10 protein-coding genes are annotated in these 10,999 nt (G+C 68.0%); 7 read left to right on the forward strand and 3 right to left on the reverse strand.

From position 1 onward, the window contains the following. Window positions 1-46: 46 nt before the first annotated feature. The 5 genes from AC6LKG_RS25750 to AC6LKG_RS25770 all read left to right on the forward strand — a co-directional run bounded on the left by AC6LKG_RS25750 (window position 47) and on the right by AC6LKG_RS25770 (window position 5,379). Complete coding sequence (locus AC6LKG_RS25750; protein ID WP_498169686.1) at window positions 47-289, forward strand: DUF3613 domain-containing protein; 243 nt, start codon at window positions 47-49, stop codon at window positions 287-289. A 100-nt stretch (window positions 290-389) separates the two neighbouring features. Continuing rightward, on the forward strand, window positions 390-2,438 hold the full coding sequence (locus tag AC6LKG_RS25755; protein WP_498169689.1) for a pilus assembly protein TadG-related protein: 2,049 nt from the start codon (window positions 390-392) through the stop codon (window positions 2,436-2,438). Window positions 2,439-2,487: 49 nt separating this feature from the next. Then, window positions 2,488-3,894 carry a sigma 54-interacting transcriptional regulator gene (locus AC6LKG_RS25760; protein WP_498169691.1) on the forward strand — a complete coding sequence of 469 codons (1,407 nt, stop codon included), beginning with the start codon at window positions 2,488-2,490 and terminating at the stop codon, window positions 3,892-3,894. 139 nt (window positions 3,895-4,033) lie between these two features. After that, entirely contained in the window at window positions 4,034-4,738 is a 705-nt protein-coding gene (locus AC6LKG_RS25765; RefSeq protein WP_498169694.1) for a DUF2968 domain-containing protein, read from the forward strand. 182 nt (window positions 4,739-4,920) lie between these two features. Next, a complete protein-coding gene (locus AC6LKG_RS25770) occupies window positions 4,921-5,379 on the forward strand; it encodes a DUF1178 family protein (protein ID WP_498169696.1) in 459 nt (152 codons plus the stop codon). A gap of 84 nt (window positions 5,380-5,463) precedes the next feature. Here AC6LKG_RS25770 and efp read toward each other — a convergent pair whose 3' ends face one another. From efp to AC6LKG_RS25785, 3 genes are all read right to left on the reverse strand, one after another. Next, window positions 5,464-6,024, reverse strand: a complete 561-nt coding sequence (gene efp, locus AC6LKG_RS25775; RefSeq protein ID WP_175132708.1) for an elongation factor P — start codon at window positions 6,022-6,024, stop codon at window positions 5,464-5,466. A gap of 211 nt (window positions 6,025-6,235) precedes the next feature. Beyond that, window positions 6,236-7,351, reverse strand: coding sequence for an elongation factor P maturation arginine rhamnosyltransferase EarP (gene earP, locus AC6LKG_RS25780; protein ID WP_498169699.1), 1,116 nt, complete (start codon window positions 7,349-7,351; stop codon window positions 6,236-6,238). A 9-nt stretch (window positions 7,352-7,360) separates the two neighbouring features. Next, window positions 7,361-8,563, reverse strand: a complete 1,203-nt coding sequence (locus tag AC6LKG_RS25785; RefSeq protein WP_498169702.1) for a DUF2863 family protein — start codon at window positions 8,561-8,563, stop codon at window positions 7,361-7,363. Window positions 8,564-8,761: 198 nt separating this feature from the next. On the opposite strand from AC6LKG_RS25785, the gene AC6LKG_RS25790 reads away from it, so the two are divergent. Both AC6LKG_RS25790 and AC6LKG_RS25795 read left to right on the forward strand, forming a co-directional pair. Beyond that, on the forward strand, window positions 8,762-9,535 hold the full coding sequence (locus tag AC6LKG_RS25790) for a DODA-type extradiol aromatic ring-opening family dioxygenase (RefSeq protein WP_498169704.1): 774 nt from the start codon (window positions 8,762-8,764) through the stop codon (window positions 9,533-9,535). Window positions 9,536-9,688: 153 nt separating this feature from the next. Continuing rightward, window positions 9,689-10,651: an OmpA family protein gene (locus tag AC6LKG_RS25795; protein WP_498169707.1), complete on the forward strand. Its 963-nt coding sequence runs from the start codon at window positions 9,689-9,691 to the stop codon at window positions 10,649-10,651. Window positions 10,652-10,999 lie beyond the last annotated feature (348 nt).

Here is a 10,999-nt window from a genome sequence, read left to right on the forward strand (position 1 = left end):
TTCGTAGCTACATTCAGATGTATATATAAGACAGGGCGGGAAGCAGGTGCAGACACCGCTGCCGCAGGCCGCGCCGCCGGCGGCCCAGCCAACCGAACCGGCCGCCGAGGCATTCGGCGACATCACCCGCGGCCTGCTGGCGGCGCAGGCCGACGGCCGCCGCGCCGGGGCGGCGCTGCCGGTGCTGGGCGCGACCTCCACGGCGGCGTGGAATCGCTATCTCGAGAGCTTCAGCCATCCGATCCCCGAGTGGTTCACCAAGCGGGTCCAGACCAACAACACCAACTAGGCACGTCAGACATAACTTGCCTGCCGCATCGAGCCACGGAGCCGTGAACATGCCAGCCAGCCACCCCCGTCCTGCGACCTGCCCACGGCAGCGTGGCAGCATGACCGTGGCCATCATTTTCGTGGTTATCGTCGGCGTGGTGCTGCTGGGCGTGGCGCAACTGGGCTACGCCTACTACATGAAGCGCGAAATGCAGAAGGCCGCGGACCTGGCCGCGCTGTCGGCGGTGCAGGTGCTGGGCCTGGGCGCGCCGGCCGATTGCGCCCGGGCCCAGGCCGCCGGGCAGGCGGCGGTGCTGGCCAACGTGCCCAACATCCTCGAAACCTTCGCCGCCACCGACGTGACGGTCGAGTGCAAGGTCTGGGATACCAGCCGCGCCGATGCCGACGGCATGTACGTGTTCGACCCCGCCAGCGGCCAGGCGCCGAATGCGTTGCGCATCACGCTGAGCAAGTCCTTGCGCAGCCTGCTGCCGGGGATCGCCGACGGCGCGCCGGTGCGGGTCGTCTCGGTGGCCACCAGCACCCAGCCGGTGGCGGTCTTCACGGTCGGTTCGCGCCTGCTGCGGCTGCAGCGGGGCGGCCTGTTGTCGCAGTTGCTGGCGACAGTCGGCGCCACCCCGGCGCAACTGGATGTGCTCGACGCCGCCGGCCTGGCGAATGTCAATATCACGCCTTCCGGGCTGCTGGAGGCGCTCGGCCTGCCGGTGTCGGTGGCCACCGGCGTGGGCACCGCGGAGCAACTGGCCGCGCTCAACAATCTGACCCTGGGCCAATTGCTGCAGGCCACGCTCACGGTGATGAACAAGGCCGGTGGCACCGCCGGCGCCAGCGTCGGGCTGCTGACCGATGCCATCAACGTGGTGCTGAACGTGATGCCGCTGAACCTGCCCGTGAAACTGTTCGGCGACGGCGGCGTGCTCGACCTGAACGTCGCCGGCGGCGACGTCAACTCGGCGCTGCAGGCCAACGTCAATGCGCTCAATGTGCTGGAGACGGCGCTGGTCATCGCCAACGGCCAGAACCTGGTCGACCTGGGGCTGAGCGTGCCGCTGCTGGGCGTGCAGTCGCAGGTGCGCATCGTCGAGCCGCCGACGATCGGGGTAGGTGGCGTTGGCGCCCAGGCCACCAGCGCCGGCATCCGCGTCTACCTGCGCGCCAACACCAGCAACATTCCGCTGGTCGGGCCGTTGCTGGCCAATACGTTGGGCACGCGCATCGACCTGCCCGTCATCATCGACGTGGCGCAGTCCACCGGCACTGTGTCCAAACTGTGCCAGGCGCCATTGACCGAATCGCAAGCCACCATCGACGTGACCTCGTCGGTCGCCAATATCTGCCTGGGGCGCTTCCCGGGCATGACGTCCGCCGTCGACCCCGTGCAGGCCAACTTCCTGTCCATCACCAATAGTTGCCAGCCAGGCTCGTTCGCCGCGATCCAGCGCTACCAGGTGCTGAACGTGCTCGACATCCTGCCGCTCAGCAGCAAGGTGACGCTGCCGATCTTCAATTCGACCGCGCCCGTGTCGGTCACGCTGACCGAGCCGCCATCGCCCGATTCCACCGCCACGGTCAACGCCACCTCGGTCGACCTGGGCACGCTGGCCGGCAACCTGGCCGACGCCGTGGTCGGCGGCATCCTGGGCGACCTGATCGGCACCGGCACGCCATTGACCGCCGCGCAGCGCACCTCGCTCGCCACCACCCTGGTGGGCGGCGGCGGCAGCAATCCCGGAAAGTCGATTTCGCAGGTGGTCAACGACATGCAGTGGTCCTCGACCGCGCTCAACCAATTGGGCCAGCGCATGGCCACTGGCGGCCTGACCGGGGTGCTGGGCGGCACGTTGCAACTGGTCGGCAACCTTCTCAATTCGCTGTTGCTGGCGCCGCTGGGCGACGTGACCTGCCTGTTGGCGATCACGCCGGACGGCATCCGCCAATGCCGCGTCAATGCGGTTTCCTCGCTGGCCCTGAGCGGCGGCAACCAGGTGGGCGGCGTGCTGTCCATCGTGGTGACGCTGCTGCAACCGCTGCTGGGCATGCTGTCGACCCTGTTGCAGCAACTGCTGGACCTGCTTGGCCTGAGCGTAGGCCAAACCGATGTATCGCTGCTGTCCGTGGACTGCGGCAAGCCCCGTCTGGTGTACTGATGATAAAGCCCGTGATTTCCCTCCCACTCTGGCCGGCGCGGTGGTCGCCATGACCCAGAAATTCTCGCGCGAAGAGTTCGACGTCTACGTCTGGGAAGGCACCTCCGATATCGCCAGCCGCGCCGAGCGCTGCCTGGCCGGCATGGACGTGTCGCTGGTGCGCGCCGATGCCGGTACTGCGTTTCCGCCGCCGCGCGATCCGTCGCGGCCGGCCGTGGCGCTGGTGTCAGTCTCGGTCATGGGGGACAACCGTTTCAGCGGCTACGACTGGCTGTCGGGGCAGGCCATGCCGGTCATCTGGGTGGCGGCCGAGGCGCGCGGCCGCGATCCGCGCTACTACCCGCCGGAATACTCGTACACCTTGCCGCTGGCCTTCACTACCTCGGACCTGCGCAAGCTGCTGTTCGAGCTGCTCGGCACCCTGGACCAGTTCAGCCGCAGCGCGCCGCGCCGCGAGCAACCGTTGATCGCGGTATCCGAACCGATGCGGGCGCTGCTGGCCGAGGCCGACATGTTCGCCGACTGCCGCAGCAACGTGCTGATCCATGGCGAGACCGGCGTCGGCAAGGAACGCATCGCGCGCCTGCTGCACGACCGCGCCGCCTGGTCGGACGGGCCGTTCGTGGCGGTCAATTGCGGCGCCATCCCCGAAGGCCTGTTCGAAGCGCATTTCTTCGGCCATGCCAAAGGCGCCTTCACCGGCGCGGTGGGCGCGCACAAGGGCTATTTCGAGCAGGCCAACGGCGGCACGCTGTTCCTGGACGAAATCGGCGACCTGCCGCTGTATCAGCAGGTCAAGCTGCTGCGGGTGCTGGAGCAGAGCGCGGTGACGCGGCTGGGCTCGACCGTGGAGGTGCCGGTGGATTTCCGTCTGGTGGCCGCCACCAACAAGGATCTGCGCGTGCTGGTGGGGCAGGACGAATTCCGCGCCGATCTCTATTACCGGCTGGCGGTGATCGAGCTGCGCATCCCCAACCTGGAGCAGCGCGGTCCCGAGGAAAAGGCGGCGATCTTCCGCGCCTTGCTCGAACGGCTCGGCGCCGAGGGCGAGCCGCCGGCCTGGCTGCTGGAACGGGTATCTCGCACGCGCTATGCCGGCAACGTGCGCGAGCTTTCCAATGTGGCCGAACGCGTGGCCATCGTGCGGCGCCAGTTCCAGGCTTGGGACCAGCCGCGCATCGAACGCATCTTCGACCAGTTGGCCGAGCCGCTGCGCGCGCCCGGCGCGTTGGCCGCGGCGGCGGCCAGCACCCAGTGCGAGCCGCCGGTGTTCAGCGACGCCGAGCGCGCCGAGCGGGCCCGTATCCTGGCCGCGCTCGATGTCAACGGCTGGCGCCGCCAGGACACCGCCAACACCCTCGGCATCAGCCGCAAGGTGCTGTGGGAAAAAATGCGCAAACTGCATCTGGGCGGCGGCCAGGGCGAGACCGCCGACGGCATCGTGGAGGCCTCGTGAAGCGCCATGGCGCGGGGCCGATGCGGCGCAATAGGGAATCGCCCTTAGTGCGCGACACGGTGGCCGCGTGCGATGCAAGCGCGTCTGCCGCGAACGAAATAAATTGCTATAGTTCCGCAACGATTTTATTGGGGAAGGCATGAACGTCCACTTTATCCGTGCCGCTGCGCGCATGGCGCTGCTGGGTACGGCCCTGTCGAGCCTGGCTGCATGCGCCAGCGCGCAATCCGAGCCCCCGCGTCCAACGGTGCAGCAGGTCGAGGACAAGCAGCCCGCGGCCACGCCAGTGACGCCGCCGGCGCCGGCGCCCGCCCCGCGCCCGGCCTCCACCGTGGCGGAACTGCAGGCGTTGATCCAGAGCCGCCAGGTGTCCGAGCTGCGCACCAGCTACAACGGCACCTACGGCGCCAGCCTGCTGTTCAAGCCGGACGAGCTGACCTACTACGTGGCCCTGTTCCAGCAAAAGGATTTCTGGCGGGTGCTCAAGACCAAGTCGGAAAAGCAGGCCGAAGCCACTTACCGCGCGTTCGCCGCCCAGTCGGCCGACCTGGCCGAGGTGGACATCAAGCGCATCAAGCTGCAGGCCGAATACACCCACGCCGAGAAATTGCTGGCCGCCCGCAATGCCGAGCTGAGCACGCTGCAGGCCGACCGCACCCTGCGCATGCAACAGGAACAGCAGGTCGCCGCGCGCCAGGAGCAATCGCGCCAGGAGGCCACTGCGCTGGCCGACCAGCAGAAGGACGTGCGCCAGCAACTGCGCGACCTGCAGCGCCAGATCGACGCCTTGCAGGCGCAGCAGGCGCAGATCGGCCAGGCGCCCGCCGCCAGGCGCGGCAAGTAGGCGCCGCGCACGCCAGCAAGCGGGCCCCCGGGCCCGCTTTTCATTGGGCGCGGGCGGCCGCCAGTGTGGCGTAAAAGCCGCCAAAAGACTCCGAAATGGCCGAAAAGCCCGTCGGCGGTCGGGCACCCGGGCCCGCGCGCGCGCTTTCTTGTATTCTGGCCGCTAGCCCCCATATTTCCACCATGGCTCTCAAAGTTTTCGACCTCCAGTGCGAGCACGGCCACATCTTCGAAGGCTGGTTCGGTTCGCACGACGACTACGACGCCCAGCAGGCGCGTGGCCTGGTGTCGTGCCCGGTCTGTGGCTCGGCCAGCATCACCAAGCGCCTGTCGGCCCCGCGCCTGAACGTGGCGCACCTGCACGCACCCGCGGCCCAGCCGGCGGCGCCGGCCGGCGCCACCGATGCCGAGAAGATGTCGGCCCTGCAGGCGGTGGTCATGAGGCAGGTGCGGGCGCTGCTGCGCAATACCGAAAACGTCGGCGCGCGCTTCGCCGAGGAAGCGCGCCGCATCCATGAGGGCGACGCCGACGACCGGCCCATCCGCGGCACCGCCACGCGCCAAGAGCGCGAGGCCCTGGCCGAGGACGGCATCGACGTGATGGCCGTGCCCGACTTCCTGGACGACGAACGCCTGCAATGACAGGCCGGCCGCGCCGCTGCGCGGGGCGATAAAAAAAGCGCCAGACCCCAAGAGGGCTGGCGCTTTTGCTTGCCTGCGGCCGGATCAGTTGTTGACGCGGCTGCGGTATTCGTTGGTGCGCGTGTCGATTTCGATCTTGTCGCCGATGGCGCAGAACAGCGGCACGTTCAATTCGTAGCCGGTGTTGATCTTGGCGGGCTTGGTCACCTTGCCCGACGTGTCGCCACGGACGGCCGGTTCGGTGTAGGTGATTTCACGCACGATGGTCGTGGGCAGTTCCACCGAGATGGCGCGGCCGTCGTAGAAGACCACTTCCACGGGCATCGCTTCTTCCAGGTAGTTCAGGGCGTCGCCCATGCTTTCGGCTTCGATTTCGTACTGGTTGTAGTCTTCGTCCATGAAGACGTACATCGGGTCGCCGAAGTAGGAGTACGTGCACTCCTTGCGGTCGAGCTGGACGACTTCGAACTTTTCGTCGGCCTTGTAGACCGATTCGCTGGCCGAGGCGGTCAAGAGGTTCTTGAACTTCAGCTTGACGACGGCGGCGTTGCGGCCGGACTTGTTGTATTCGGCCTTCTGGACCACGAGGGGATCCTTGCCGACCATGACCACGTTGCCGACTCGCAATTCCTGAGCGGTTTTCATCGATAAAACTCCGGGGGGAAAGGGTGCACTCGCCGTGCTTGCAGAAAGCCGCCGAAGGCGCCTGGCAACGGGCCGCAAGGCCCATCGTCATCAGCCTGGAGATTCGTGCGGACCCCTTCAAACAGGCCCGCACATCTGGCTTCATGCACACCCCGGGAGGCGTCATAGTTGAGGCGCCGACAATCCAGGGCGACTCAGAAAACTCTCTATTCTAGCGTTTCTTGACCAAGTCTGCGCAAAAGCCGGCCAGATTTTCCGCCAGGTCTGGCTGCCCCGCCTGCGCCGCGTCCCAGTCGCGGGCCGCCTGGTTCCAGGCCTGCCAGGGGCCCGGGGCGAGGGCAGCCGCCAGCGCGGCCTCGGCGGCAAGATCCGTGTCAGCCTGATTCCAGGCGCGGATGAGATCCGCGCCGGGTATCGGGGCCGGATAGCGTGCGAGCCAGGCGTCGAGTTTCTCCAGGTGGATATTCCCGTCCTGCGGATAGATCTGCCAGACCAGCGGCCGCGCCGCCCAGGCCGCGCGCACGAAGGAGTCTTCGCCGCGCACGAAGTTCAGGTCGGCGCACCACAGCACGCGGTCGAAATCGGGTTGGGCCACGAACGGCAGGCGCGCCACGGCCGGGCCGCCGGGCAGGGCGCAGGCCGGCTCCAGGCCGGGGGCGACACCTTCCGGCGCCAGCAGCAGAGTGGGACGCGGGTCGGCCGCCAGCGCCCGCGCCAGGGCGCCGACCGGGGCGCTCGGGTAGCAAAACAGGGACACCGTGCGGGCGCCGTTGCGGCGAAGCGACAGCGAGTCGTCGGCCACGCCCAGGCCGCGCAGGAATGCATCCTGCGCGGCCCGATCGGCCTGGAACGCATCGCGTTCGGCCGATAGCCCCGGTTCGCGCAGCAGGCCGCCCGTGGCCGGCGTGAACCCGGGAAAGAAGAAATGCTTCACCAGCCCGTCGGGCCGCTGCGAAGGCAGCCCATGGCAGCTTTCGACCCAGTCCTCGGCGCTCAGGTATTCCAGGTTGATCCAGGCCGGATGGCGCTGGCGCATGCTGGCCAGGAAGGCATCGGGCGGATCGCAGGCGAAGGCCTCGATCACCACGTCGCGCGCGCCCAGCGCCGGGTCTGGCGTGGCCGACCAATGCACGATGTCCACGCCCGCCATCGCCTGGCGCGCCGCGCCCGGCTCGATGCCGGGCTGGATGCGGGCGAAACTGGCGAGGTCATCGACCCACAGGCGCACGTCCCAGCCGTGGCCCTGCGCCAGCCGCCGCGCCAGGCGCCAGCAGACGCCGATGTCGCCGTAGTTGTCGACCACGCGGCAGAAGAGGTCCGCTTGCATCGGCCGGGCTCAGTGGAACTTGGCGGGCGCGGCCTCGGCGTCCTCGGGCAGCTCGGCATGCACCAGCTCGCCCAATGGATTGGGGAAGTAGGGCGCGCCGCAATCCTCGCAGTATTCCGGCGGCAGCACGCCCGGAATGCGGCGCACGTCGTTGACGCCGTATTCCTTGAGCAGCGCCGCGATCTCGTCGATCACATCGGGCTGGCCCTCGTCGGCGGGCAGGTCTTCCTCGCGCCCGTACAGGGGCCAGACGCAACCGTAGTAGACGTCGTTGCTGTTGCGCGCGGTGAAACCGACGCGGTACTCGTCGATGCGGTTTTCGCCGCAGCCGGCCACCACGGCACGCAGTTGCGAGGCCTCGAGGTTGACCGCGCCTTCGAGCCAACTGACGGCGGCGCGCAGCGACAGCGGCCGCACGCGGCGGTCGGCCTCGCGGTTGCTGACATAGTAGGCGTCGGGCAGCAGGGCTTCGAAACCGCAGCCCGGCAGCAGGCCGGCCAGCGTCGGCTGGGCCTGGGCGGCCCATTGCGCCAGGCAGGCGTCGCGGCTGGCCTCGGCCTCGCCGGCCTGCTCCTGCCAGCGGAATACGGGCGCGAACTCGGGCACCGCCACGGCTGCCACGACGTAGCGCGTATCGGCCAGCATGTTGGCGGTTTCGGCCTCGGTGTTCAGCGCCGGCTTGGTGGTCTCGGCGCCCAGCGCCTGCGTGCCCAGCCGTTGCAGCCATTGCCAGGTTTCCGAGAACGTGCGCGGCATCTGGTCGACGCTGACCAGGTAGGGCATCAGGGCGCTGCGCGCCTGGCTCGACAGCACGTGGCCGTGCAGTTGCGCCAGCAGGGCCTGCTGGGCGCTGGCTGGCACCGGGCCGGTGGGAATCGCGTAGCGGGTCCAGGCGACGATGGGCGCGACGATCAGCAGGATGTCATAGCGCACGCCGTTCTTGTCGATCTTCATCGACTCTGACAGGGTCTCGGCCTGTTCGATCAGGACTTCATAGGCGCCCACGTCGTTCTGGGCCAGGTGGTCCAGCGCGGCTTCCAGCGGGGCATCCTGGCCTGCCTTGAGCAGCTTCGGAATCGCTTCGCCAAGCTGATTCTCCCAGTACACGTCTTCGACGCGGCTGCCCGAGCGATTGAGCGACTGGGCGAGCGTGATCAGGCGAGAGGCGTCGCGGGTCAAGCGGGGAGCGGATTGGCTGCGGGATCGGGCCATAACTTCGGATGACGTCCAATAAGTGCGTAACGGCGTAGTTTAACGCCCGCCACACAAGCGGTCGCCGAAGCGCCCAGGACCGTTGCATTCCGGTGATTGATGCTGTTCTGGCAACAGATCATCCCCTGGGAAATGGTTTATTGCTGATCGGAATCGACCGAAAATAGCTTCATCGTCACGCTTTCCGGAGGCATCACCATGCGCTGGCCCACGCTTTTCGTTTCCCACGGTTCCCCTATGCTGGCCGTGGAGCCCGGCCTGACGGGCCCCGCGCTGGCGGCCTGGAGCCAGTCCCAGGGCCGCAAGCCGCGCGCCATCCTGGTGGTCTCGCCGCACTGGATGGGCTATGGCCTGGCCCTGTCCACCCGCGACCAGCAGGTGGCCTGGCACGACTTCGGCGGTTTTCCGCCGGAGCTCTACACCCTGCAATACGCCGCGCCCGGTTCGCCCGAGCTGGCGGCGCGCACGCAGGGCCTGCTGGCCGCCGCCGGCATCGCCGCCGAGCGCGATCCGCGCCGGCCGCTGGATCATGGCGCCTGGGTGCCGTTGCGCTACCTGTATCCGCAGGTCGACGTGCCGGTGGTGCAGTTGTCGCTGGACATGGACCGCGATGCCGCCGGCCAGCTCGAACTGGGCCGCGCGCTGGCGCCGCTGCGCGACGAGGACGTGCTGATCATCGGATCGGGTTCGCTGACGCACAACCTGCGCGACGTGCGCATGCCGCAGGATGCGGCGCCGGCGCCCTACGTGCCGGCGTTCCAGGACTGGTACGCCCGGCACCTGGCGGCGCATGACGTGCCGGCGCTGCTGGATTGGCAGGCCCGGGCGCCGGGCGCGGCGCAGGCCCACCCGCACGACGACCATCTGATGCCGCTGTATGTGGCCTTGGGCGCGGGAGGCGGCCATGCCACGCGGCTCAACGATGAGGTTTCGTACGGCGCGCTGGCGATGGATGCCTATGCGTTCCACTGAGGCCTGATGAGCCCGTCACCGCGGCCTACGTTTTGTTACCCCGCGCGGTTTCAATCTTCACGGCGGCTATGCATAATGGCTGCCGCCCGCCTGTGCGGGCGTTTCCTTATTCTGGACGCATGCCGGCGCCTGCCGGCCGGGAGAGTAGAGATCGTGAACGCGCATATCGTGAAGGCCGCGGGTCTGGCCATCCTCACCGCCATGCTGGCGGCATCGCCGGTGCGGGCCGAGGACGTCAAGGGCTCGCGTGATCATCCCGCGCTGACCCGCTTCGAAGGCGCCGAGATCCGCGCCTACGAACACAAGGACTACGATGAAGCGCTGATGCCCGACCGGCCGATTCCCGAGGAGTCCGAGGCCAAGGGCCTGGAGCTGGAAGGCAAGCTGACACGCATCTCCTACCGCATCGACGGCAGGAAGTCGGCGCTGGAGGTCTACCGCAACTACCAGGGCGCGCTGCAGGCGGGCGGCTTCAAGACCCTTTTCGAGTGCAAGGGCGACGAGCAGTGCGGCGGCGATTTCCAGTCCTTCGTCATCAATAGCGGCAAGGTGAGCCAGCCGGGCCAGGGCGATGCCGCGTTCGGGGGCAAGTACTACGTGGTGCTGGCGAAGAAAGCCGCGCCGACGGGAGACATCTACGTGTTCCTGGACGTGATGGAAGACGGCTCCAATCACATTACGCCGGTGTTCCAGCAGGTGCTCGAGACCAAGCCGATGCAGACCGGCCAGGTCCAGGTTCTGGACATGGCCGCCATGCAGAAATCGCTGGCCGAATCGGGCCGCGTCGCGGTCTATGGCGTGTACTTCGATACCGACAAGGCCGAAGTCAAGCCCGAATCCAAGGCCGCGCTGGACGAAATGGGCAAGCTGCTCAAGGCCAATCCGGACCTGAAGGTCTATGTGGTCGGCCATACCGACAACCAGGGCACCCTGGCCGGCAATCTCGACCTGTCGCAGCGGCGCGCCAATGCCGTGGTCAAGGCCCTGGAGGCCGACTACCAGATCCCGGCCGCGCGCCTGTCGGCGCGCGGCGTGGCCTCGCTGGCGCCCGTGGCCGCGAACGACGCCGAGGCGGGCCGCGCCCGGAACCGTCGGGTCGAACTGGTCGCGCAATGACGCGGCATGCCTGGCGCCCGCCGCGCCAGGCATGAAAAGAATCCCATCTTGAGGCGGCTCGGCGATGAAAAAGGGCCCCCACGCCGCGCCTTCGGCTTGCTGCCCCCCGAGGGGCATTTTCATCTTGAGGCGGCTCGGCGATGAAAAAGGGCCCCCACGCCGCGCCTTCGGCTTGCTGCCCCCCGAGGGGGCGTTTTCACCTTGAGGCGGCTCGGCGATGAAAAAGGGCCCCCACGCCGCGCCTTCGGCTTGCTGCCCCCCGAGGGGGCGTTTTCAGCTTTAGGCGGCCCGGGGATGTAAAAGCCCCAGGGCCGTTTCGCTTACACATCTGACGCCGTGTCGTTCACT

This window comes from Achromobacter sp. 46006 (assembly GCF_059761975.1).